Origin of the sequence: Amycolatopsis camponoti, assembly GCF_902497555.1 — a bacterium.
GTDB lineage: Bacteria > Actinomycetota > Actinomycetes > Mycobacteriales > Pseudonocardiaceae > Amycolatopsis > Amycolatopsis camponoti.
On sequence record NZ_CABVGP010000001.1, the window covers coordinates 2,098,975 to 2,122,119 of the forward strand.

Below are 23,145 nucleotides of genomic sequence, written 5' to 3' on the forward strand. Positions count from 1 at the left end.
GGCGGTCGCGCTCCGCCTGTGACGCCGGACGCGGCGGGCGGAAGGGCGGTGGCCATCCTCCGTAGACTGGCCGGACGCGAGGCGTGCCGACCAAGTGAGGTGGAGACGAGTGACGTTGCTGGAGTCCGTCAACGGACCGGCGGACCTGAAGCGCATGAGTGTCGAGGACCTCGGCGAACTGTCCGCCGAGATCCGGGACTTCCTCGTCGACAAGGTCCGGCGGGCCGGCGGGCACCTGGGGCCGAACCTCGGCGTCGTCGAGCTGACCATCGCGTTGCACCGCGTGTTCGACTCGCCGCGCGACGCGATCGTCTGGGACGTGGGGCACCAGGCCTACGTGCACAAGATCGTCACCGGCCGCGCGGAAGGCTTCGACCGGCTGCGCCAGACCGGCGGCGTCACCGGTTACCCGTCACGCGCGGAGAGTGACCACGACTGGGTCGAAAGCAGCCACGCCTCGTCCGCACTGTCCTATGTGGACGGCCTGGCGAAGGCGTTCGCCCTGGACGGCGGCGAGCGGCACGCGGTCGCCGTCGTCGGCGACGGCGCGCTCACCGGCGGCATGTGCTGGGAGGCGCTCAACAACATCGCCGCGCACCGCGAGCGCCCGGTCGTCATCGTCATCAACGACAACGGCCGCTCCTACTCGCCGACCATCGGCGGCCTGGCCGACCACCTCGCGGCGCTGCGCCTGCAGCCCGGCTACGAGCGGCTGCTCGACGGCGGCCGTGAGCTCCTCAAGCACACCCCGGTCGTCGGCCGGCCGATCTACGCCGCGCTGCACGCCGCGAAGGCCGGCTTGAAGGACGCGCTGAGCCCGCAGGCGATGTTCTCCGACCTGGGCCTGAAGTACCTCGGCCCGGTCGACGGCCACGACCTCGCCGCGCTGGAGAAGGCGTTCCAGAGCGCGCGCAGCTTCGGCGGCGCGGTGATCGTGCACGTGGTGACCGAAAAGGGCCACGGCTACGCGCCCGCGGTCAACCACGAGCACGACCAGATGCACCAGACCGACCCGATCGACCCGGAGACCGGCCTGCCGCCGGTGAAGGGCCCGAGCTGGACCGGCGTGTTCGGCGACGAACTGGCGAAGATCGGTGCCGAGCGCGAGGACGTCGTCGCGATCACGGCGGCGATGCTGCGCTCGACCGGTCTCGACAAGTTCGCCGAGGCGTTCCCTGGCCGCTGGTACGACGTCGGGATCGCCGAGCAGCACGCCGTGACGTCGGCGGCGGGGCTGGCGATGGGCGGGCTGCACCCGGTGGTCGCGATCTACTCGACGTTCCTGAACCGCGCGTTCGACCAGGTGCTGATGGATGTCGCGCTGCACCGGCTGCCGGTGACCCTGGTGCTGGACCGGGCCGGGATCACGGGGCCGGACGGGCCCAGCCACCACGGGATGTGGGATCTGTCGTTGCTCGGCATGGTGCCGGGGATGCGGGTGGCCGCTCCGCGTGACCCGGCGACGCTGCGCGAGGAGTTGCGTGAGGCTGTGGCCGTGTCCGATGGGCCGACCGCGTTGCGGTTCTCCAAGGGCAAGGTCGGTACGGATGTTCCGGCGGTCGAGCGGATGGGCACGGTCGATGTGCTTCGCCGCCCGGTCGAAGGTGCTGATGTCCTGCTCGTGACGGTCGGTCCGTTTGCCGCTTTGGGGCTGGCGGCCGCTGATCGGCTCGCCGACCAGGGCATCGGGGTGACCGTGGCGGACCCGCGGTGGGTGCTGCCGGTGCCGGCCGAGCTGGTGGCGCTGGCGTCGCAGCACAAGCTCGTCGTGACCGTCGAGGACAGTGGCCGGCACGGTGGTTTCGGGTCGGCGTTGGCGGCCGTGTTCCGGGACGCCGAATGTGATGTGCCGTTGAGGGACTTGGCGGTGCCGCAGGTGTTCCACGACTTGGGTAGCCGGGACGAGGTCTTGGGGCGGATCGGGTTGACGGCTCAGGATGTGGCTCGGCGGGTGACCGAGTGGGCTTCGGGTCGCCTTGGTTCACGGTCCGAGCAGAGCGTCGACCGCAGCTGAATCATGCTTCGGCGGGCACTGCACCGCTCATCGGCCTGGTTGCTCATCGAAGAGCGATTCAACCGTTCGGTATTTCGCTGGCCCTTTCGTGTGCAAGGCGTCGAAGAAGTCAAGTAGTGACTGGTGGGCGAAAATGTAGCCATCTCCGACTTTGTGTAGAAAAAGACACCTTGTCGCGTAGTCCAGCACTGGTTTGGCCGGAAATGGAAACAATTCGGCTCGGTGCAGTGTCCGTCGTATCGATAGCTGTTCGAAAAACGCATGGCAGCCCAGGCAGATGAACGCATAGGTGGTCACACTGAGGCCAATCAAAAGGGCGAGTTTCCCATCGTCGGTGTCGAGCAGTAATGTGAGGACCAGCCAGGCCAGGGTTCCTGCGACTAGTCCGATCAGTGGGGCAACCATGATGCTGACCTGGAGTGCTGCTCGCACTCGGGGGCTGGGTACCTCTGAGCGGCCCTCTCTGGGTGGAAGCTTGGAGAAGTTGAAGCCGTAATCGTATATCAGCCACGCTGAAATTGATGCCAAAATGAACACCGTTGCGCCGCAGAAGACGGCGGATAGCCAGCCCTTTGGTGTGCCAAATGTCGCGCCAGCGACGATTCCAAGGATTGCTGCAACGGGGATCACTTTAGGATGTTTCGATAGGCCTTCGAGTACGCCGAAAGGCGGGAACGTCCAGTCGATCGCCTTCAGTGAAAGCCATGCTGGATCTGCGTCCCTCTTTCGAATCTCGTATTGAAAGTCCCACGTGCCGAGCTTTTCCAAAGCTGGCAACGCGAAAGAGGTGGCTGTAATTGCACCCGCGATCGCGCCGACGAATCCCGATGAAGTATACCCGACGGCACCTAATAGGATAAATCCGATTATAAGTGATATTAACGATGCTCGTCGACCTGGTTTCCAGGTGCTGCGCGGCAGCCAGGCATTGTCTATGAGGTCGATTGTAAACTGTGTTTGCGATATGCGACGGAGGTTATTCGCGAGAAAACAGAGGCTGGTGATAACATCTTTGGCAGCGTGCGATGGGCTGGGGCGTCGTTTCAGCATGGTTATCACGAAAGCCCGGAAAATTCTCGTCGCATCGCCCTCGTCGACGCCGACTGGCTGCTCAGTCAGTCTGTTGCCTGGTTGTATCGCAAGTATGAGTACGCTCAACATGAGAGGTGACGATGTGAAGTCGTTCAGTTCTGGGTGCTTTATCAGTATTGACTTTGCACTTTCGCCTGCCGGGCCCGCGTGAACAAGGAAATCATCCACCTGATGCGCGGACAATGGTTGGATTTGTGCAATACCGTGCAGTTCGAGCTTGTCGTCGAGTGCTTCGTAGTCTAGGTGGCGACAGCCGACGGCAATCGAAGTGGTTGTGTATCTCCGATGGAATTCATTGATGGCCTGAATACATGGCTGACGGTATGATGAGCCGACTTCGTCGAGCCCGTCCAGCACTGGGAGCAGGAGGTCGACGTCAAGCCAGGCGCGCACGTGCCTCGGGGGAATCTGGTATCTAACTGACACTTCGTGAACGATCCACTCATCGATGGGGCCACGTCGCTGTGTCCAAGAAGTGAGGTTCAGCATCACCGGGATAGGTTCATCGATGTCTTTTTCCGCTATTATTAGTGCGTCTCTGAGTAGCTCCAACAACATGGTGGTCTTGCCCGATCCTGGAGCGCCGAGAACGACCATCATGCGTTCGAGTTCGTCGAATACCGTCAGTGCCGACGTGCCAGATGGTACGACTCTCGGGCGTGTGTGCGTCGTGGTTGTAACTACATCCCAAGGGTGAATGCTGTTGACAGTCGTCTGTATCCCGAGTTCCAGGCGAACTTGCTGGTAGAACGAGCGCTCCAGCACCCCCTTGATCCAATGTGAGTGGACTCTGCGGAGAAGGACCCTCCTGGAGTGAGCGCTGGGGGCTGACGTGCTATCGGCTCGGCCACTATCTGTCCGGCGCACCTCCAGAAGGACTGCGGCAATGATCAAGCACACCAAGACTGGCCACGCGATCCATTGGTACGGTTGCCATGCCTGGGGCACAGCTGATGTTGCGATGTTCGTCGCGACGCCCAGCGCGGCGACGCAAAGGATCCCGACGGCGGCCATGGTTCGAGCCCTGTGCATAACAAATCTGTACAGGAGCGCGACACGTTTGAGAAGGGTAAGAGTTGCACGAACTCGGCCGACCGGCGTCGGATTCAGACCTCGGCAGCCCACTCCTCCACCTGGAGTACGGCTGAAGAAGCGGGCGTCGAGGCGAACACCTCCGGGGGTTCCGGGAACAGCTTCACCAGTACCGGGTACGCCACCGCGGCGGTCACCAACGTCACCAGCAGGCTCACGTCCACGCCGCCCGCGATGTCTCGCAGGGGCCCGGCGATCATCGGTGTGTTCGCGCACAGCAACCCGAGCGTCGTCGCCGGGATCCAGGCCGCCATCGCGCGCCAGTTCACCCCTCGGGCGAACCAGTAGCGGCCGCCCTTGCGGCCCTCGTTGAACACCTGCAGGTCCGCCACGTCGTAGAAACCTCGGCGCTGGACGAAGCCGATCATCATGATCACCATCCACGGCGAGGTGCACAGCACGATCAACGTCGCGAACGCGTTGATGCTCGACACCATGTCCAGTGCGAAGTTGCCGATGAAGATGAAGGCCACGCTCAACGTCCCGATCAGCAGCGTCGCCTGGACCCGGGACAGGCGCGGGAAGATCGAGCTGAAGTCCAGCCCGGTCCCGTACAACGACGTCGTTCCCGTCGACAGGCCGCCGATCAGGGCGACCACGATCAGCGGGATCGCGTACCACAGTGGGGAAACCGCCGTCAGCCCCGTGATGTAGTCGGCCGGGTCCGCCACCAGCGTCGCCGTCGCGATGCCGAAGCCGAACGGCAGCAGCGTCGCCACCTGCGCCAGGAACGGCGCCGCCAGCAAGGAACGTTTGCTGAAAGAGGAAGGGATGTAGCGGGCCCAGTCGCCGAGGAACGCGCCGAACGAGATCGGGTTGGCCAGGGCCGTCAGGGCCGCCAAGGTGAACGTCGGCCAGAACGTGCCCAGCGCGTACGTCCCCGTGCCCGCGTACCCCGGGTCGAACGAGCCGCCGTACGCCAGCACGCCCAGCAGCATGATCGCCGTGCCCAGGACCACCGCCACCCGGTTGACCAGCAGCATGAACCGGTAGCCGTAGATGCAGACGACGAGCGTCGCGATCGCGATCACGCCGTACGCCACCGCGCGCAGCACCGCGCCGCCGTCGAAGCCGAAGAGCCGCTGTGCCGCGCCAGCCACCGCGTCGCCGCTCACCCAGACCGAGATCGCGAAGAACGTGATCGCCGTCAGCAGCGACAGGAACGACCCGACGCACCGGCCGACCACGCCGAAGTGCGCGCCGGACGACACCGCGTTGTTGGTCCGCGTGCGGGGCCCGAACAGCGCCATCGGCGCCAGCACCAGCCCGCCCACGACGACGCCGAGCGCGGTCGCCAGCGCCGCGTCGCGGAAGCTCAGGCCGTACGCGATCGGCAGCGTGCCCAGGATGATCGTGGCGAACGTGTTCGCGCCGCCGAACGCCATCCGGAACAGGTCACGCGGGCGCGACGTCTGCTCCTCCGGCGGGATCGGCGCGATGCCGTGCTGCTCGACCTCGGTGATCTTGTCGCTCATGCGAACCTCGTCATGACGTGCTTGACGCGGGTGTACTCGGCGAACGCGTACGACGAGAGGTCCTTGCCGTGGCCGGAGTGACCGAACCCGCCGTGCGGCATCTCGGCGACCAGCGGGCCGTGCGTGTTGACCCACACGCACCCGAAGTCCAGCTCGGCCGACACCCGCGCGGCGACGCCGAGGTCGTTCGTCCAGACCGACGACGCCAGCCCGTACGGCACGCCGTTGGCCAGCGCCACGCCCGATACTTCGTCCGAAAAGGACTGGACGGTGATGACCGGCCCGAAGATCTCCTCCTGGACGATCTCGTCGTCCTGGCGCAGCCCCGAGACCACGGTGGGGGAGTAGTAGAACCCCTTCGAGCCGAACCGCGTCCCGCCGGTTTCGATCCGCGCGTGCGGTGGCAGCCGCGAGATCAGGCCCTCGACGCGCGAGAACTGCGCCGCGCTGTTGAGCGGCCCGAAGTCGACGCCCGGCGTCTGCTCCGCGGCGGTCTTCGCCAGCGAAGCGACGAACTCGTCATGGATCGACTCGTGCACCAGCACCCGGCTGCCCGCGGTGCAGTCCTGCCCGGCGTTGTAGAACGCGGCGCCCACGATGCCCTCCGCCGTCGCGTCGAGGTCGACGTCGGGGAACACCAGCAGCGGCGCGTTGCCGCCCAGTTCCAGGTGGGTGCGCTTGAGGTCGGCGGCCGCGACGGTGGCGACGTCGATGCCCGCCCGCGTCGACCCGGTGATCGAGACCAGCGCCGTGATCGGGTGCTTGACCAGCGCGCGGCCGGTGTCGCGGTCGCCGGTCAGGACCGTGAAGGCCCCCGAAGGCAGGAACTCCGCGGCTACCCGGGCCAGCAGCACGGCCGTCGACGGGGTCGTCTCGGCCGGCTTGAGCACCACGGTGTTGCCCGCGGCCAGCGCCGGCGCGATCTTCCAGACCGCCATCATCAGCGGGTAGTTCCACGGCGCGATCTGCGCGCAGACGCCCACCGGCTCGCGGCGGATCACCGACGTGTGGCCCGGCGCGTACTCCCCGGCGGCCGTGCCCTCCAGGTGCCGCGCGGCGCCGGCGAAGAACCGCAGCGCGCTCACGCACTCCGGGATCTCCTCTTCCAGCACGACGGACCGGATCTTGCCCGTCTCGCGCACTTCCAGGTCGGCGAACTCGGAAGCGCGCGCCTCCACCGCGCCGGCGATTTTCAACAGTGCGAGCTGGCGCTGCGCGGGCGTGCTGCGCCGCCACACCGCAAACGCTTGCGCGGCGGCCGCCAGCGCGCTGTCCACATCGGACTCGGAAGCGACGGCGCTGGTGCCGAACACCTCGCCGGTCGCCGGGTCGGTCAGGTCGAGCGTGCGGGTCATGCCTGCTCCAGGTGGGTCGGCGCGAACAGCTTCAGCAGGGCGGGGAGGACGACCACCGACGGCCCGGGCGTGCGCAACGCCTTCGCCAGGTCCGCGCCGACGGAGTCCGAGGAGGACAGCGTGGCGGGCACTCCGAACGACTCCGCCAGGGCCACGAAGTCGGGGCGGGCCAGCTCGGTGGCCGTCGTGTGGCCGAAGGCGCCGGTCAGGTACTCGCGCAGGACGCCGTAGCCGCCGTCGTCGACGACCAGCCACGTGACGTCGAGGCCGTGCTGCACCGCGGTGGCCAGCTCGGCGACGCCGTACATCGCGCCGCCGTCGCCCGACACGGCGAGCGTCGGGCCCCCGGCCGCCGCGCCCCCGAGCGCGCCCGGCAGGCCGTAGCCCAGCCCGCCCGCGCCCTGCGCGGTGTGGATCGGCGCGCCCTCGGGGTTCCACGCCGACCAGGCCCAGTACGCGGCGATCGTCATGTCCCAGAACGTCTGGGTGCCGTCCGGCAGCGCCGCGCGGATGTCGTCGATCAGCTTGCGCTCGGCGGCCAGGTCCTGACCGTCCAAACGCGACTCCACCGACGCCACCAGCGAAGAGACGGCGGCCTCCGCCCGTCCGTCGGAAGACCGCATCGGCACCCACTCCAGCAGCGCCTGCAGCGTGAGCTTGACGTCGGCGTGGATGCCGAGGCCCGGGTAGTTCGACTCCAGCTTGCCCAGGTCGGCCTCGACCTGGATCACGCGGCCGCGCGGGGCGAACTCGCGGTAGTTGCTGGACAGCTCGCCGAGGCCGGAACCGAGCACGAGCAGGACGTCCGCGGCGGCGAGGAACTCCGTGGTGTGCCAGTCCTCCATCCACGACCGCCCGGACAGCTCGTGGTCCCAGCCGAAGACGCCCTTGCCGCCGAACGTCGAGATCACCGGCGCGCGCAACGCCTCGGCCAGGGCGGTCAGCTCGGCGTGCGCGCCGGACCGCAGCGCGCCGCCGCCCGCCAAGATCACCGGGTTCGACGCCGCCGCCAGCAGATCGGCGGCCGCGGTGACCAGCTCCGGCAAGGGTTCCAGCGGTGGGGGAGTGGCCGCCACCGACGTGATCGGCGGGACCCCGGCCGGCCCGAGCAGGACGTCCTGCGGGATCTCGACCCACACCGGGCCGTACGGCGCGGTCGCGGCCGACGTCCACGCTTCCCGCAACGCGGAAGGGATCTGGCTCGCGCGGCGCACGACGTGCACCGACTTCACGACGTCCCGGAAGCTCGCCTGCTGGTCCGGCAGCTCGTGCAGGTAGCCGTGCCGTCCGCCGCCGAGGCCGGCGACCGGGACCTGGCTGGAGATGCCGAGCACCGGCACCGACGCCGCCCGGGACTCCTGCAGGGAAGCCAACGTCAGCAGCGCGCCCGGCCCGGTCGACACGATCAGCGGCGTCACCGGCACCGGGCCGTCGGGGTCCGTCGCGAGCCGCGCGCGGGCGTACCCGTCGGCGGCGAACGCGAGGTTGTTCTCGACGCGTCCGCTGAGCACGCGCACGTCGTCGGCGCGTCGCAACGCTTCGAACAGGCCCAGCGCGTGCTGGCCCGGCAGGCCGAACACGGTGTCGGCGCCCAGCGCGCGGAGGGTCTCGACGACGACGTCGCCGCCGATGCGCGTCATGCGCTCTTCCCGAGGCTCAGCAGGCTCACCAGGTCGTAGGCGACGTGGGAAGCCGCGATGGCGGTGATCTCGGCGTGATCGTAAGCCGGGGCCAGCTCGACCACGTCGGCCCCGATCAGGTTGAGATCGCGCAGCCCGCGCAGGATTTCCAGCAGTTCACGGCTGGTCATCCCGCCGGCCTCGGGCGTGCCGGTGCCGGGGGCGTGGGCCGGGTCGAGCACGTCGATGTCGACCGAGATGTAGAGCGGCCGGTCGCCGATGCGCTGCCGCAGCGCGTCGACGGTCTCGGCGACCCCGCGGCGCAGGACGTCGCCGGAGGTGACGATGCCGAAGCCGAGCCGCCGGTCCTCCTCGAGGTCACGCTTGCCGTACAGCGGCCCGCGCGTGCCGACGTGCGACAGCGCGCTCGTGTCGAGGATGCCTTCCTCCGACGCGCGCCGGAACGGCGTGCCGTGGGTGTACGGCTCGCCGAAGTAGGTGTCCCACGTGTCGAGGTGCGCGTCGAAGTGCAGCAGCGCGACGGGTCCGTGCCGCTTCGCGGCGGCCCGCAGCAGCGGGAGGGCGATGGTGTGGTCGCCTCCGACCGTCACCAGCCGCGTCCCGTTCGCTTGCAGCGCCTCGGCTTCCTGCTGCAGCGTCTCGATCGCCTCACCGATGTTGAACGGGTTGATCGCGATGTCGCCCGCGTCCACGACCTGCCGCTCCTCGAACGGCGAGACGTCCAGCTCCGGGTGGTACGGCCGCAGCAGCCGGCTCGCCTCGCGGACGGCGGCCGGGCCGAACCGCGCGCCGGGCCGGTAGGACACGCCGGAGTCGAACGGGACCCCGACGACCGCGACGTCGGCGTGCTCGACCTGGTCGATCCGCGGCAGCCGCGCGAAGGTCGCGAAACCGGCGAACCGGGGAACGCGCGACGAGTCGAGGGGTCCGATGTTAGGCACTGCTGGGCTCCTGTTCACGGGTCGGGACGGACGTGTCTTCGCCATTGAGGCGGCGGGTCCAGGTGGAAAGGATCGAGTCGGCGGTGCGGGGTGTGGCGAAGCTGACCACCAGGTACACGATCAGGCTCGCGCCGAGACCCCAGTAGATCGGGGTGTTGGCGTCGACGCCGTCGATGATCATGAAGGCGACCACGGACACCGTGCCGGCGATCATCGACGCGTACGCGCCCTGCCGCGTGCCGCGCTTCCAGAACAGCGCGCCGACGATCGCGACGAGCAGGCCGCCGACCAGGATGTCGTAGGCGATCGTGAGGGCGTTGACGACGTCGTCGACGATCATCGCGATGCCGATCGCGAGCAGCCCGAGCACGAGCGTGGCGATCCGGTTGCGGCTGACCTCGCCGCCCTTCTTGAGACCCACCTTGGTGAGCAGGTCCGACGTCGTGGTGGTGGAGCAGGCGATCAGCGCGCCGCTCGCGGTCGACATCATCGCCGAGAGCGCGGCGGCCAGCACCAGCCCGCGGACCCCGGTGGGCAGCAGGCGTTCGACGATCGTCGCGAAGGCGTCCTGCGCGCTCGCCAGATCCGGGTACAGCGTGTGGGCCGCGGTGCCGATGAGGGCGCCGGCCAGGCCGTAGACCAGGCAGTAGACGCCGGAGGTGATGCCGCCGGACGTCGCGATCGCCGGGGTGCGGGCGGTGAACACGCGCTGCCAGATGTCCTGGCCGATCAGCAGGCCGAAGGTGTAGATGACGAAGTAGGTGATGATCGTGTCGGTGCCGATCGAGGTGAAGCTGAAGAAGCTCGCGTCGAGCTTTTCGCTCATGCCTTCGAAGCCGCCCGCGGAAGAGATCGCCACCGGCAGCAGGATCGCCAGGATGCCGATGGTCTTGATGACGAACTGGGCGATGTCGGTGAGCGTGATCGACCACATGCCGCCGAGGACCGAGTAGAGGACCACGATCGAGCCGCCGATCGCGATGCCCGCCCAGTTCGGCAGGTCGAAGAGCACCTTGAAGATGGTCGCGAACGCCAGCGTCGAGGTGACCGTGAGCATCAGGGTGTAGCCCCACATGACGACGCCGGACACCGCGCTGGTGCGGCCGCCGTAGCGCAGGTCGAGCATTTCGCCGACGGTGTAGACCTTCAGCCGCACCAGCCGCCGCGCGAACAGCGCGTGCAGCACGAGGATGCCGACCCCGATGCTGACGACCAGCCACATGCCGGAGATGCCGTAGGTGTAGCCGAGCTTCACGCCGCCGACGGTGGACGCACCGCCGAGGACGACGGCCGACATCGTGCCGGAGTACATGAACCAGCCCAGCCGCCGTCCGGCGACGAGGTAGTCGGACTTCGTCTTGGCGAGCCGGAGGCCGTACCAGCCGACCCCGAGCATGCCCGCGATGTACAGGGCGATGACCACGTAGTCCCCGGTCACGGCGTCCTCCTCACGTTGGTTTCGGGCCACCGTAAATTCGCCCGCCACCCTCCCGGCATGGGACGATTGATCCTCAAGTCGACATCGGTAGGGATGAAATGACCCAGATCACGGATTCACTGTCCACGGAGGTGAATGTCCCGTTACGGGACGTGGTCGGCAACCGGGAGCTCGCGCTCGACGTCGTGCCCGAAACCCTGCGGCCGGGCGCGCTGGACGCCCCGGTGCGCTGGGCGCACGTGAGCGAGCTGCAGGATCCCGCGCCCTACCTGCTGGGCGGCGAGCTGATCCTCACCGCCGGGGTCGACCTGCCGGAGCAGATCGACCGGTACGTGCGCGGGCTGCGCGACGCCGGCGTCACGGCGCTGGGGTTCGGGCTCACCCCGACGGTCCACGAGACCCTGCCGGAACCGCTGCGCCGGGCGTGCGCGCGACGCGGGCTGCCGCTGCTGGTGGTGCCGTCGCGCACGCCGTTCCTGGCGGTCAACCGGGCGGTCTCGGTGGCGTTGACCGAGGCCGGCCAGCGAGAACAGCGGCGGATCACGGCGGCGCGTGAGACGCTCACGCGCGCCGCGGGTGGCGGGCTCGGCGAGCTGACGTCGGCGTTGGCGGCGGCGCTGCGGTCCTGGGTGGCCCTGGTCGGCGCCGGGGACGTGCTGGCCTCCGCGCACGATGCGCCCACGCCGCTGCCGACGGCGGTGCGGGAGCTGATGGCGACCGTGCGGGCGGGCAGCGGGATCCGGAGCGCGACCACCGAGGCCGACGGCGGCTTCGTCGTCGTCCAGCCGGTGTACCCGCAGGCCACGGCGTCGCACCTGGTGGTCGTCGGCCGGCCCCGGCGGCTCGACGGCGCCGAGCGGGCGATCCTCGCGGTCGGCGCGGCCCTGCTGGGCCTGGTCGGCCGCGCGGGCTCGGACGCGGCCGAGCTGGGCGCGGCGGCCACCGGTCTGCTGCTCGGCCGGGTGGCCCCCGGGGACGCGGCCGGGTCGTTGCTGGGGTCCGAGGTCGTCCGGCTGGTCGCCGGGGCGGCCCACCGGCGCGGTCCGGACGAGGTGGCCCGGCGCCCGGACTGGCTCCGGGCGCGGCTGGACACCCCGCTGGTCTCCGTGCTGCCCGGCCGGTTCGTGGCGATCGCGGGGTCCGCGCCGCCGCTCGCGGTGCTGGAGGACCTGCGCGCCCACGGCTGGCTGGCGGCGGTGGGCTCACCGGCGCCGGCGGGCAGGCTGTCCGAGGGCGAAGTCGACTTGCTGCTCGCACGCGCTCAGTCCCTGGGGCGCCCGGTGGTGGCGGGGGATTCGCCGCTGGATTTCGACGCTTTGGTGGCTCCGGACGCTTCCCGGGGGTTCGCTTCGAAGGCCCTGGAGCCGTTGGTGGCGCTGGATCACGCGGGGGACCGGTCACTGGTGCTGACGCTGCGGACGTGGCTGGCCCACCACGGCGCCTGGGAACCGACGGCGGCCGAGCTGGGGGTGCACCGCAACAGCGTCCGGCACCGGATCGCCCAGGTGGAGCGCGCCTTGGGGGTGGATCTGGCCGACCCGGAGGTCCGGATGCGGCTGTGGTTCGCGCTGCGGTGGCTCTCACCGGTCACACACAGTCCTTAAAGGGCACTCTCAGGAAAATATGGAATTGTGGTCTCGTGCGAGTTTTGGTAGTCGAGGACGAAGAACCCCTGGCCGACGCGATCGCTCGCGGGCTGCGCCGGGAAGGCATGGCCGTGGACGTCGCCCTCACCGGTGACGACGGGCATGAAAAGGCCGCCGTCACGCGGTACGACGTCGTGTTGCTGGACCGGGACCTGCCCGGGATGTCCGGCGACGAGCTGTGCCGGGAGATCGTCGCGTCCGGGGAGCTCACCCGGGTCCTGATGCTGACGGCGAGCAGTTCGGTGTCCGACCGCGTCGACGGGCTGTCGCTCGGTGCCGACGACTACCTCGCGAAACCGTTCGCCTTCCCCGAGCTGGTCGCCCGGGTGCGGGCGCTGGGCCGGCGCGCCACGCCGGCCGCGCCGCCGCTGCTCACCGCCGGGGACGTCGAGCTGGACCCGGCCAAGCGGACGGTCCGGCGTGCGAGCGGGCCGGTCGAGCTGACGCGCAAGGAGTTCGGCGTCCTCGAGGTCCTGCTCTCGGCCGCCGGTTCGGTCGTCAGCAGCGAGGAGCTGCTCGAGCGCGTGTGGGACGAGAACGCCGACCCGTTCACCACGACCGTCCGGGTCACCGTCATGACGCTGCGCAAGAAGCTCGGCGAGCCGGGGATCATCGAGACCGTCGTCGGCTCCGGCTACCGGGTGCCGGAGCCCGGCTCGCCGCGCGCGTGAACCTGCCGGGCACCCGCAGCCTCCGCGCCCGGATCACCCTGCTGGCGACCGTGCTGGTCGCCGCCGTCAGCCTGCTGCTGCTCTGGCTGGCCTGGACGCTGGTCCGCGACTCGCTCGACAACGTCCCGCAGATGCCGCCGGGCAGCGTGGTCGTCGTGGACGGCGTCCAGGTCGACGCGTCGACGCTCGCCGAGCACCTGCGCGTGCACGCCCGCAACCGGATGCTGCTGTTCGGGTCGCTGGCGTTCCTGCTGGTGGTCGCGGCCGCGGCGATCCTCGCCTGGACGTTCACCTCGCGGGTGCTGCTGCCGCTGCGCGAGATCACCGGCACCGCGCGGCGGCTGTCGGTCGAGTCGCTGGGGGAGCGGATCGGCGAGGTGCGCTCGCGCGACGAGCTGGCCGAGCTGGCCGGCACGTTCGACGACATGCTCGACCGGCTCCAGTCCGCGTTCGACGCGCAGCGGCACTTCGTCGCGAACGCGAGCCACGAGCTGCGGACGCCGTTGTCGGTCATCCGCACGGAGCTCGACGTCACCCTCGCCGACGACGACGCCGACGTGGCCGAGCTGCGCCGGATGGGCGGGGTGGTCCGCGACGCGACCGAGCGCGCCGGTCAGCTGGTGAACTCGCTGCTGCTGCTGGCCCGCACCGACGGCGCCGGGCTCGGTGTCCGCGAGCCGGTCGACTTGGCGAACGTCGTCGACCGGGCGTGGCGCGCGGCGCGTCTCGAAGCCGAGAAACGCGGGATCCGGGCGACGTTCGCGGTGGTGCCGGCGCCGGCGTTCGGCGACCCGGCGCTGCTGGAGCGGATCGCGGGCAACCTGCTGGAGAACGCCGTCCGCCACAACGTCGAAGGCGGCTGGCTGGAGGTCGTGACGCAGCCCGGCCCGCAGTGGTCGGTGCTGCGGGTGCGCTCGTCGGGTGGGCTGGTCGACCCGGCGGCGGTGCCGGAGCTGTTCGAACCGTTCCGCCGGGCGGGCGTGGCCCGCACGGCCCGCCACGGCGCGGGCCTGGGCTTGTCGATCGTCCGCGCGGCGGTCGCGGCCCACGGCGGAAGCGTGGCGGCGGAACCGATCGTGGGCGGCGGCCTCGGCGTCACGGTCCACCTCCCGGTGCGCTGACCGGCATCACCCGTGACTGAGCGGGCATCACCCGTGATTGAGGGGGCATCACTCGTGATTGAGGGGGCATCACGCGTGATGCCCTTCTGATCACGCGAGATTCCCCTCGGATCACGGGTGGGCCAGGGCGAGGCCGGCTCGGAGGACTCCGGCCGCGTGGACCATGGCCGCTCGGGCGTCCGGGTCTATGCCGACTCGGTTCGCGAAGCCGTGTAGCTGTCCTTCGTGACGTCGGTGCACCAGCGGGACTCCCGCGGCGGCCAGCCGGGCCGCGTAGGCCTCGCCTTCGTCGCGGAGCAGGTCGAAGCCGCACGTCGCCACAAACGTCGGCGGGAGACCGTCGAGGGCGTCGTCGTAGAGCACGGACGCCCGCGGGTCCGTGTACCGCGCCGGGTCGCGCACGTACTGGTCGCGGTACCAGGCCCATTCGTCCCGGTCGAGCCGGAAACCCGAGCCGAACTGCCGGTGGGACGCCGACTCGCCGAGCGCGTCCGTCGCCGGGGTCAGCAGCAGGCTGAACGCCGGCTTCGGCAGCTCGCCGCGGGCCGCCGCGTGGGCCACCACCGCCGCCAGGTTGCCGCCGCTGCTGTCGCCGCCCACCGCGAGCCGCGAAGGATCGACGCCGAAGTCGGCCGCCTGCGCGTGGACGAAAGTGAAAGCCGCCACCGCGTCCGAAGCCGCCGCCGGGAACGGGTCCTCCGGCGCCAGCCGGTAGCCGATCGACACCACCCGCACGCCGGCCTCCTCGGCCAGCAGCCGGCACGCGCCCTCGTGCGTGTCCAGGCTGCCGAGCACGAACCCGCCGCCGTGGAAGTACACGATCGCCGGGCCGCGCGCCGGGACGCCGGCCGGTTCGTACAGCCGCAGCGGCAGCGGCCCGCCGGGCCCGGGCCACGAAGCGTCGCGGGTCCGGACGCCGCGGCAGATCCCGGCACCGGCGAGCGCACCCGCCAGGTTCAGCTCGGTGCGGGCCCGCGCGAGGCTCCCGTTCTGGTGCGGCGCGTCGAACGGCGCCAGGCGCGACACCCGCATCAGCACGCGGGCGGTTGGCACCGGCTGCCGCCCCTCCACCACCACCGGACGGCCCGCGATGACGCGCAGCACCGGCGAAGGCAGGCTCAGCAGCCACCGCAACCCGGCCATGACCGCTCGTACGAGCAGCACTCTCCTGTTCAGCACACGTCCACGAATATCGGATTCGCGTACAACCACAAGTCCTCGAACGGGTTCGCCTGCCCGATAACGTCCGGAGTGGGCTCGGTGTCCCGGTTCGTCCCGCGCACCCGCGCGTAGAACGGCGAGCGCACGTTCCGGAAGGTGTGCCGGAAGACCACCTGCCGCCCGGGCGCCCACCGCGGCTCGAACGACTCGACGACCCGGGTACCCGGCGCGGTCATCGCGTCGGGGTCGGTCACCGGGCCGGTGACCGGCCCCGCGACGACGTCCAGGCGCGCCAGCCGCGGCACCGAGCCGCCGCCGTTCGGCCGCGACGCGAGCCGCGCCGAAATCACCAGCGTGACGTCCGAACCGCGGCGCACCCGCAGGCGGCCACCGAGCGTCGCCGAGGAACCCCCGCCGTGCGCGCCGACCTGCAGGTCCTGCGCCAGCCCGCCGTGCGTCAGCCAGATCCGCCCGGCCCGCAGGCCTTCCAGGACGCCTTCGAGGCTTCGCCGCGTCACGCCGACGTACGTGCGGCTGAACTCCCCGGGGTAGAAGTCCGCGTACGGCGCGAGCAGCTGCGGCGAGCCGGTGTCGACCGGGTCCGGGAACTTCCCGTGCGTGTCGTACCAGCCGTCGGCGACCTGGGGCCGCACGAGCGTGTCGCCGCGGTTGTAGTGCGAGTCGGAGTTCGTGGTGATCCACCACGGCTTGCCCTCGGCGAGCATCGAGTCCCAGAGGCCCCCGACCTTCGCCGTCGCCCAGTCCCAGCCGCCGTACGTCCGGTACGCCTCGGCCGGGAAGCCCGGCCAGGAGTTCGGGCCGGGGCTGTTGGCGTAGCCGCCGCGCGCGCCGCCGTTGCCGAGCGGTTTCGGGAAGCCGTCCGCCTGCGCGCCGGGTGCGCCTTCCATGCCGATCACGATGTCCGGAGCCGCGTCGCGGTAGGCGCGCAGCTCGTGCGGGGCGACGCGGCCGTTGCGCAGCGGGTGGTTGATCAGCACGACCGGAGCGTGGATCCGCTTCGCGCGTTCTTCCGCGGCCAGCCAGCGCAACGCCCTCAGCGCCAGTGCCTCGTTCGCCGGGCTCGACGCCTCGGAGTTCGTCAGCCGCCAGTCGAAGGTCCGCTCGAACTCGCGCAGCTTGGCCGCCTGCTCCGAACCGGCCTGGAAGAACACCGTCGCGTGCTCGGCGCCCGGGACGTTCCATTCCATGCCGTGCCAGAGCAGCAGGTCCGGGTACTTCCGCCGGGCCGCGAGGAAGTCCGCTTCGGTCGGCTCGACCGACACCTTCTCGTGCTCGGCGTGGCCGTGGTCGGTGAAGACGATCCAGTCGGCGCCGTGCGCCCGCCCGCCCCGGGCGATCTGGTCGATCCGGTACATCGCGTCGTAGGAGTACTGGCTGTGCGTGTGGTGGTCGCCGACCAGCCACTGGTAGCGGCCGCACAGCCGGCTCAGGTCGACGTCGGCGTCGAGATCGGGGAGGGGGATGCCCGCGGCGGCGGCCGCGAGCCCGGCACCCTTGAGGAACCGGCGTCTGTCGGTGGTCACGCGCGGACGCTAAGCCGCCGGGGTGAACGGGCGGTGTCCCGGCGGCCAACGTGTGCTGTGATCTTGGGCGTGGAGGAGAAGCCCCTGGTCCGCGTGGTCGCCCCGGCCGTCGCGCTCGCCTTGGCCGCGGGAGTGGGGCTGGCCTTCGGCGTCGCGGCCCTGAAGCGCCCGCCGGACCTGCCGGTGGACACGAACCCGGCACCGCTGGCCGGCCACACGCTGTGCGCGGCGGTCATCGTGGTCTTCCCCGCCGACGCCGAGATGCGGGCGGCGGTGCCGTCCGTCCGCGCCGACCCGAAGGCGCGGCGGGTGTTCGTCGACCCGCCGTCCCTCTCCCTGCTCGCCGTCCCCGGCACCGACCTGAAGACCTGGGCGCAGGAGCTGCACGCCCGCTTCCGCGAGGCCGAGCGGGTGACGGTCATCGACTCCGACACGACGGCGGCGCAGCTGAAACTCACCGCGCCGCCGCCGAAGTGCCCTCGTGAGGGCGAGTACTAGCGCGCCGGGACCGAGGCGACGCCCGGGGCGAGGAACGGCTTGCCGTTCACGCGCTCGGACACGCCGGAGCGGTCCAGGTACGGCGTGATGCCGCCGTTCCAGAACGGCCAGCCGGCCCCGAGGATCAGGCACAGGTCGATGTCCTGCGCCTCGGCGACCACGCCCTCGTCGAGCATGATCCGGATTTCCTCGGCGATGGCCGAGAGCGCCCGGTCGCGCACCTGCTCCGAAGTGGACGGAGAGTCTCCCTGCGTCCATAGCTCGACGACTTCGGGGTCGGGCGACTGGTTGCCCTTGTCATCCCAGACCCAGACGCCCTTCTTGCCCGCCTTGACGAACTTGGCGAGGTTGTCGGACACGGTGAAGCGGTCGGGGAACGCCTCGTGCAGCGTCTCGCCGACGTGCAGCGCGATGGCCGGGCCGACGAGCTGCATCAGCGTCAGCGGCGACATCGGCAGGCCGAGCGGCTCGAGCGCGCCGTCGGCGACCTCGAACGGCGTGCCCTCGTCGACCGCCACCAGCACCTCGCCGAGGAAGCGCAGCAGGAGCCGGTTGACGACGAACGCCGAAGCGTCCTTCACCAGCACGCTGGACTTCTTGAGCTGCTTGCCCACCGAGAACGCCGTCGCGAGCGAGGTGTCGTCGGTCCGTTCGCCGCGGACGATCTCCAGCAGCGGCAGCACGGCCACCGGGTTGAAGAAGTGGAAGCCGACGACCCGCTCGGGGTGCTGCAGCTTCGACGCCATCGCGGTGATCGACAGCGAGGAGGTGTTCGTCGCGAGGATCGCCTCGGGCTTGACGTGCTGCTCCAGCTCGGCGAACACCTGCTGCTTGACGCCCAGCTCCTCGAAGACGGCTTCGATGACGAAGTCGGCGTCGGAGAACGCGGCCTTGTCGAGCGAGCCGGAGACCAGCGCCTTGAGCCGGTTGGCGCCGTCGGGGGAGACGCGCTTCTTGGCCAGGAGCTTGTCGATCTCGGCGTGGACGTACCCGACGCCCTTGTCGACGCGCTCCTGGTCGACGTCGGTCAGCACGACCGGCACCTTCAACCGCCGCACGAACAGCAGTGCGAGCTGGCTGGCCATCAGGCCGGCGCCGACGATGCCGACCTTGTTCACCTTGCGCGCCAGGTTCTTGTCCGGCGCGCCGGCCGGGCGCTTGGCGCGCTTGTTGACCAGGTTGAACGAGTACAGCCCGGCGCGCAGGACGTCGGACATGAGCAGCTCCGCCAGGCCGTCGGTCTCGGCCGCGTACCCGCGGTCCAGATCGTTCTCGCGGGCCAGCTCCAGCAGCTCGACGGCCTTGGTGGCACCCGGCGAGGCGCCGTGCGTGCGTCCATCCACAAGGGACTTGGCGCGCGCGATCGCGGCGTCCCACTCGGAGCCGCGGTTGATCTCGCGACGCTCCGGGGTGATCTCGCCGTTCACCACGCGAGCCAGCCACAGCAGCGACTGCTCGAGGTAGTCGGCGGACCCGAAGACCGCGTCGACGATGCCGAGCTCCGCCGTCTGCTTGACGTTGAGCATCTTGTTCTGCGCCAGGGCGTTCTCGATGATCACCGTGACGGCGGCGTCCGGCCCGATGAGGTTCGGCAGCAGCTGCGTGCCGCCCCAGCCCGGGAACAGGCCGAGGAAGACCTCGGGGAACGCGATGGCGGCGGTGTTCTCCGAGAGCGTCCGGTAGTGGCAGGACAGCGCCAGCTCCAGGCCGCCGCCCATGACCGCGCCGTTGATGAACCCGAAGGTCGGGATCTTCGTCTCGGTGAGGCGGCGGAACACGTCGTGGCCGGTCTGGGCGATCTCGCGCGCCAGCTTCGGGTCGCTCACGGACTCGACACCGGACAGGTCCGCGCCGACGGCGAAGATGAACGGCTTGCCGGTGACGGCGATCGCGGCCGGCTCGGCCTCGAACGCCTTGTCCAGCGCGGCGTTCAGCGACACGAGCCCCTGCGGGCCGAAGGTGTTCGGCCGGGTGTGGTCGTGGCCGTTGTCCAGTGTGATCAGCGCGACGGGCTTCTCGAGCCGGGGCACCTTCACGAGCCGCGTGACAGCGTGGGTGACGACCTCGTCCGGGAACGCGGCCTTCGCTTCTTCTGCGGTGAAAGTCATTACTTCGCCCCCTCGAAGGCCGGGTTCTCCCAGATCACGGTGCCACCCATGCCGATGCCGATGCACATCGTGGTCATGCCGTACCGCACGTCGGGCCGCTCGGCGAACTGGCGGGCCAGCTGCGTCATCAGGCGGACACCGGACGAGGCCAGCGGGTGGCCGCACGCGATCGCGCCGCCCCACTGGTTGACGCGCGGGTCTTCGTCGTCGATGCCGAAGTGGTCGAGGAAGGCCAGCACCTGCACGGCGAAGGCCTCGTTGATCTCGAACAGGCCGATGTCGTCGATGGACAGGCCGGTGCGCTTGAAGAGCTTCTCGGTGGCCGGCACCGGGCCGATGCCCATGACCTCCGGTTCGACGCCGGCGAAGGAGTAGCCGACCAGCCGCATCGCGACGGGCAGGCCCAGCTCGCGGGCGGTCTCCTCGTCGGCCAGCAGCGACGCGGTCGCACCGTCGTTGAGGCCGGCCGCGTTGCCCGCGGTGATCCGGCCGTGCGGGCGGAACGGCGTCTTCAGCCCGGCGAGCGTTTCCAGCGTGGTGCCCGGACGCGGCGGCTCGTCCTCGGTGGCCAGGCCCCAGCCCAGCTCCTTGGAACGGGTGGCGACGGGAACCAGCTCGGGGCCGATCTTGCCGGTCTTGACGGCCTCGGCGTAGCGCTCCTGGCTGCGCGCGGCGTAGGCGTCGGTGCGCTGCTTGGTGATCGCGGGGAACCGGTCGTGCAGGTTCTCGGCGGTCTGGCCCATGACGAGCGCGGTCGGGTCGACGAGCTTGTCGGCGATGATCCGCGGGTTCGGGTCGACGCCTTCCCCCATCGGGTGGCGGCCCATGTGCTCGACGCCGCCGGCGATGGCGATGTCGTAGGCGCCGAAGCCGATGCCGGACGCGGCGGTCGTGACGGCGGTCATCGCGCCGGCGCACATGCGGTCGATGGCGAAGCCGGGAACCGACTTCGGCAGGCCGGCGAGCAGCGCGGCGGTGCGGCCGATGGTCAGGCCCTGGTCGCCGATCTGGGTGGTGGCGGCGATGGCCACCTCGTCGACGCGCTCGGGCGGCAGTTCGGGGTGCCGCCGCAGCAGCTCACGGATGGCGTTGACGACGAGGTCGTCGGCGCGGGTCCCGGCGTAGATGCCCTTGTCGCCGGCCTTGCCGAAGGGGGTCCGTACCCCCTCGACGAAGGCGACGGTGCGCACGCCCCGCGCGGTCGGCGCGAGCGGCGTTGCTGGTGCGGCCACGAATGCTCCATGGAGGTAGACGGCTTGCTCGTTCGGGGGTTCCGGGTGGCGGAGCCCCCGGCCCGGGGCGGAGCCCCGGTTGTCACAGCCGCACGATAGCCCTTGTTACCCGTCGGTAACCAGTGCTGTGGCCCGGTCGAGTGGGCTACGGCACACTCTTGGGCGTCAACGTCTGCCCCTTCACGAGCCAGGCGACGCCGAACGCCCACACCGCGGCGCTCTCCAGCCACAACGCGGGGTGCCATTCCGGGACGAGACGCAGCCAGCTCGTCAGCGCGATGAGCACCAGCGCGGCGAGGATCACCACGCCGCACACGCGGTAGACGACACCGGTCCCCGCCGGCTGCTCGCCGTCGTGCGGGAACAGGCGCAGGCAGAAGTACGCCAGCATCAGGAAGAACACCGCCGCGAACACCAGGTGCAGCACGCCGGACGTGCGGTCCCACGACGAGACGTCGCGGTCCGGGGTCGTCGGGAAGAGCGCCAGCCCGATCGCGCCGAGGCCCGCCACCGTGCTCGCGACGTTGTCGATGAAGTCGTGGCCGTAGTACGCGAGCAGGAACACTCCCACGGCGCACATCGCGCCGACGAAGACGTTCCCGAGGTCGCTGTAGTAGTAGCCGCTGAGCGACCCGATGAGATCGCCGCCCTGGACGACCTGCTTGCCCACGATCAGGACGATCGGCAGCGCCAGGCCGATGAGCCCGATCGCGCGTCGCAGGTAGAGGTAGGAGTGGACGAGGGGGGTCTGGGTCGTGGTGGTCATGGCCGCCTCCGGGGTCTCACCGAGGTCATCGGCGGTTTCCCGCCCCGGAACGAGCGTCGTTATCCGACGGCGGCCCAGATCCTCAGCTGATCGTTACGGAGTTCGGCGAACGCGCCGGTCGCGGGGGCGTGCGCGGTCGGGCGGAAGCCTTCGGCGAACCCGATCCGCGCGCCGGCGGCCGGGTCCCAGACCTCGAACCCGGCTTCGGCAGTGACGTACAGCAGGCCGCGGTGGCCCCACATCGGTCCCTTCGGACCCGCGAACATCCCGGTCCGGCGGCCGGTTCCCGCGTCGTACAGCTCGACGCCGTCGAGCATCTCGTCCGAGGAGACCCCCATGCGCTGGACGGCGACCGTGGTGTCGTCGAGCCACGCGATCGGCTGATCCCAGTCGTCGCGGCCGGGGGTGATGGTCCGCCCCCGCTCGGCCGCGTGGATGTCGCCGCCCAGCCACGCTTCGACGTCGACGACCGTCGGCATGCCGACCGGGTGCCAAGCCCAGCCGTCCACGACCAGTGACCGTTCGGACGGGCTCACGTGGAGCGCGCCCTGGAAGTAGTCGAGGTAGTGCTCGGGAGCCTTTTCGCCGCGGTCCGGCGCCGCGGTTTCGCGGTCGGTAAGCAGCTCTCCGCCGGGCAGCGCGAACACGTCGAGCCGGTTCCAGTCCGTCCCCGCGACGACCCTGGTCGCGTCGCCTTCGCCGAGGAAGGCCAGGGGGAACCGGGTGAGCTCGTTGTCGTTCCAGTCCCGGTCGACGTCGAGCACGGTGAGCCACTCGCGCAGGTCGACGACGGTGGCGAACTGGCCGTAGTCCGAGACGACCGCCGCGTACCGGCCGTCCCGCGAGGTGTGCAGGCCGCGGCGGGGGCGGTCCGGGATGTCCCGGATGTCTTCGTAGGTTTCCGCGGGCAGCTCGACCGGCCCGAGGAGCCACTGGTCGTCTTCGTCGATCCGGACGAAGCCCTCTTCGGTGAGGGCGAGCCAGCCGCCGGGCATCGGCGCCAGGCAGCCGTCGTTCACCGGCCGCACCGGGCAGGGGCGCGTCGACCAGCGTCCCCCGAGTTCCCCGTCCCGCAGCAGCATTTCGGGCTCGCCCTGCCAGCCCGCGGGGAAGCTCTCCTGGTCGGCCCGATCCGCGCAGCTCTCGCAGACTTCGACCAGCTCGGCCGGCGTGCAGAGCCCGCAGATCAGGTCGTAGCGCGTGCCCACGCCGGTCAGGTGACGCGCGGACGGGGGAGGTTCTTCGACAGCCAGGTGCGGGCAAAGGCGCAAGGTGCCGATGCGGCCCGGATGGCCGCAAGGCAGGGTGTTCACGGTTTCAGTGTGCGGGCCGCGCCACCGGTCCGCACCCG

17 protein-coding genes are annotated in these 23,145 nt (G+C 70.3%); 5 read left to right on the top strand and 12 right to left on the bottom strand.

Going from position 1 to position 23,145, the window contains the following annotated elements; translation table 11 throughout:
• The first annotated feature begins 109 nt into the window (after window positions 1–109).
• Window positions 110–2,014, top strand: coding sequence for a 1-deoxy-D-xylulose-5-phosphate synthase (dxs, locus tag AA23TX_RS10095; protein ID WP_155542293.1), 1,905 nt, complete (start codon window positions 110–112; stop codon window positions 2,012–2,014).
• A gap of 27 nt (window positions 2,015–2,041) precedes the next feature.
• Here dxs and AA23TX_RS10100 read toward each other — a convergent pair whose 3' ends face one another.
• The 6 genes from AA23TX_RS10100 to AA23TX_RS10125 all read right to left on the bottom strand — a co-directional run bounded on the left by AA23TX_RS10100 (window position 2,042) and on the right by AA23TX_RS10125 (window position 11,047).
• Window positions 2,042–3,871: an NACHT domain-containing protein gene (locus tag AA23TX_RS10100; protein ID WP_155542294.1), complete on the bottom strand. Its 1,830-nt coding sequence runs from the start codon at window positions 3,869–3,871 to the stop codon at window positions 2,042–2,044.
• Between the two features lie 341 nt (window positions 3,872–4,212).
• Complete coding sequence (locus tag AA23TX_RS10105; RefSeq protein WP_155542295.1) at window positions 4,213–5,673, bottom strand: purine-cytosine permease family protein; 1,461 nt, start codon at window positions 5,671–5,673, stop codon at window positions 4,213–4,215.
• Complete coding sequence (locus AA23TX_RS10110; protein WP_155542296.1) at window positions 5,670–7,028, bottom strand: aminobutyraldehyde dehydrogenase; 1,359 nt, start codon at window positions 7,026–7,028, stop codon at window positions 5,670–5,672. Before AA23TX_RS10110 ends, AA23TX_RS10105 begins: the two co-directional genes overlap by 4 nt.
• Window positions 7,025–8,668 (bottom strand): thiamine pyrophosphate-binding protein, encoded by a 1,644-nt coding sequence (locus AA23TX_RS10115; RefSeq protein WP_155542297.1) that lies wholly within the window; start codon window positions 8,666–8,668, stop codon window positions 7,025–7,027. Before AA23TX_RS10115 ends, AA23TX_RS10110 begins: the two co-directional genes overlap by 4 nt.
• Window positions 8,665–9,609, bottom strand: a complete 945-nt coding sequence (speB, locus tag AA23TX_RS10120; RefSeq protein WP_155542298.1) for an agmatinase — start codon at window positions 9,607–9,609, stop codon at window positions 8,665–8,667. Before speB ends, AA23TX_RS10115 begins: the two co-directional genes overlap by 4 nt.
• Window positions 9,602–11,047, bottom strand: a complete 1,446-nt coding sequence (locus AA23TX_RS10125) for a sodium:solute symporter family protein (RefSeq protein ID WP_155542299.1) — start codon at window positions 11,045–11,047, stop codon at window positions 9,602–9,604. Before AA23TX_RS10125 ends, speB begins: the two co-directional genes overlap by 8 nt.
• A gap of 98 nt (window positions 11,048–11,145) precedes the next feature.
• Here AA23TX_RS10125 and AA23TX_RS10130 point away from each other — a divergent pair, with 98 nt between their 5' ends.
• The 3 genes from AA23TX_RS10130 to AA23TX_RS10140 are packed head-to-tail and all read left to right on the top strand — an operon-like array spanning window position 11,146 to window position 14,485.
• Complete coding sequence (locus tag AA23TX_RS10130; RefSeq protein ID WP_196425263.1) at window positions 11,146–12,651, top strand: PucR family transcriptional regulator; 1,506 nt, start codon at window positions 11,146–11,148, stop codon at window positions 12,649–12,651.
• Window positions 12,652–12,686: 35 nt separating this feature from the next.
• The gene (locus tag AA23TX_RS10135; protein ID WP_196425264.1) at window positions 12,687–13,364 is read left to right on the top strand and encodes a response regulator transcription factor; all 678 of its coding nucleotides are present in this window, start codon (window positions 12,687–12,689) and stop codon (window positions 13,362–13,364) included.
• Window positions 13,361–14,485 carry a sensor histidine kinase gene (locus AA23TX_RS10140; RefSeq protein ID WP_155542300.1) on the top strand — a complete coding sequence of 375 codons (1,125 nt, stop codon included), beginning with the start codon at window positions 13,361–13,363 and terminating at the stop codon, window positions 14,483–14,485. Before AA23TX_RS10135 ends, AA23TX_RS10140 begins: the two co-directional genes overlap by 4 nt.
• Window positions 14,486–14,596: 111 nt before the next feature.
• Here AA23TX_RS10140 and AA23TX_RS10145 read toward each other — a convergent pair whose 3' ends face one another.
• Both AA23TX_RS10145 and AA23TX_RS10150 read right to left on the bottom strand, forming a co-directional pair.
• Window positions 14,597–15,664 carry an alpha/beta hydrolase gene (locus AA23TX_RS10145; RefSeq protein ID WP_155542301.1) on the bottom strand — a complete coding sequence of 356 codons (1,068 nt, stop codon included), beginning with the start codon at window positions 15,662–15,664 and terminating at the stop codon, window positions 14,597–14,599.
• Entirely contained in the window at window positions 15,658–17,190 is a 1,533-nt protein-coding gene (locus AA23TX_RS10150) for a twin-arginine translocation signal domain-containing protein (RefSeq protein WP_155542302.1), read from the bottom strand. Before AA23TX_RS10150 ends, AA23TX_RS10145 begins: the two co-directional genes overlap by 7 nt.
• 69 nt (window positions 17,191–17,259) lie before the next feature.
• Here AA23TX_RS10150 and AA23TX_RS10155 point away from each other — a divergent pair, with 69 nt between their 5' ends.
• Window positions 17,260–17,688, top strand: coding sequence for a hypothetical protein (locus AA23TX_RS10155; protein ID WP_230862406.1), 429 nt, complete (start codon window positions 17,260–17,262; stop codon window positions 17,686–17,688).
• On the opposite strand, the gene AA23TX_RS10160 is transcribed toward AA23TX_RS10155, so the two are convergent.
• The 4 genes from AA23TX_RS10160 to AA23TX_RS10175 form a co-directional block, all read right to left on the bottom strand.
• The gene (locus tag AA23TX_RS10160; RefSeq protein WP_155542304.1) at window positions 17,685–19,796 is read right to left on the bottom strand and encodes a 3-hydroxyacyl-CoA dehydrogenase NAD-binding domain-containing protein; all 2,112 of its coding nucleotides are present in this window, start codon (window positions 19,794–19,796) and stop codon (window positions 17,685–17,687) included. The two genes, AA23TX_RS10155 and AA23TX_RS10160, sit on opposite strands and share 4 nt — an antisense overlap.
• Window positions 19,796–20,986 (bottom strand): thiolase family protein, encoded by a 1,191-nt coding sequence (locus tag AA23TX_RS10165; RefSeq protein WP_155544355.1) that lies wholly within the window; start codon window positions 20,984–20,986, stop codon window positions 19,796–19,798. The genes AA23TX_RS10160 and AA23TX_RS10165 overlap by 1 nt, the downstream gene beginning before the upstream one ends.
• A 187-nt stretch (window positions 20,987–21,173) precedes the next feature.
• The gene (locus AA23TX_RS10170) at window positions 21,174–21,794 is read right to left on the bottom strand and encodes a DUF998 domain-containing protein (protein WP_155542305.1); all 621 of its coding nucleotides are present in this window, start codon (window positions 21,792–21,794) and stop codon (window positions 21,174–21,176) included.
• A gap of 59 nt (window positions 21,795–21,853) precedes the next feature.
• Complete coding sequence (locus tag AA23TX_RS10175) at window positions 21,854–23,107, bottom strand: hypothetical protein (protein WP_155542306.1); 1,254 nt, start codon at window positions 23,105–23,107, stop codon at window positions 21,854–21,856.
• Window positions 23,108–23,145 lie beyond the last annotated feature (38 nt).